Source organism: Microbacterium sp. OVT16B (assembly GCF_019969705.1).
In the GTDB taxonomy this organism is placed as follows: Bacteria; Actinomycetota; Actinomycetes; order Actinomycetales; family Microbacteriaceae; genus Microbacterium; species Microbacterium natoriense.
The window spans coordinates 1-437 of sequence record NZ_JAHXZA010000033.1 but is presented as its reverse complement, the minus strand read 5'-3'; the positions used below and the strand labels follow the sequence as shown (position 1 = coordinate 437).

1 pseudogene is annotated in these 437 nt (G+C 36.6%); it reads right to left on the bottom strand.

The window, feature by feature from the left end:
- Window positions 1-258 precede the first annotated feature (258 nt).
- Window positions 259-437: pseudogene (locus tag LC438_RS19075) on the bottom strand (aminoacyl-tRNA hydrolase); the annotation flags it as partial.

Genomic DNA, 437 nt, shown 5'->3' with positions numbered 1-437 from the left:
TCACAATGTCGACATCGATAGCGAACTGACATCTCCAAATCATCCTCCTTTAAGCAACTTTCTACTTAAAGTATAGACATTTCTAAAAAGGATTATGCACTTTCCAATTCTCACTCAGCTTAAATGTCATAGTTACTATGCCTTCAGAAAAGAGAATAATTTTTGCATTGTGTTGAAGACTACGCTATACAGTTTAGTTGGCCGTAGTCGCAAGCTACCGATCGCAATATCCACAATAAGCTTTAACTCTTTATATATTTATTTACTACTGTTAAAGTGATTCATCACATCAAGAAATGGTTCTGAAAGAGATGCTTCTATAGCATTTACACACTTTTCAATAGCGTCCCCAACAATAGCTTGGTCTTCTTTTGAAAATTTAGATAACACGTAATCTGCTACCTTCATGCCAGTTGGCGGGCGATTAACCCCAACAC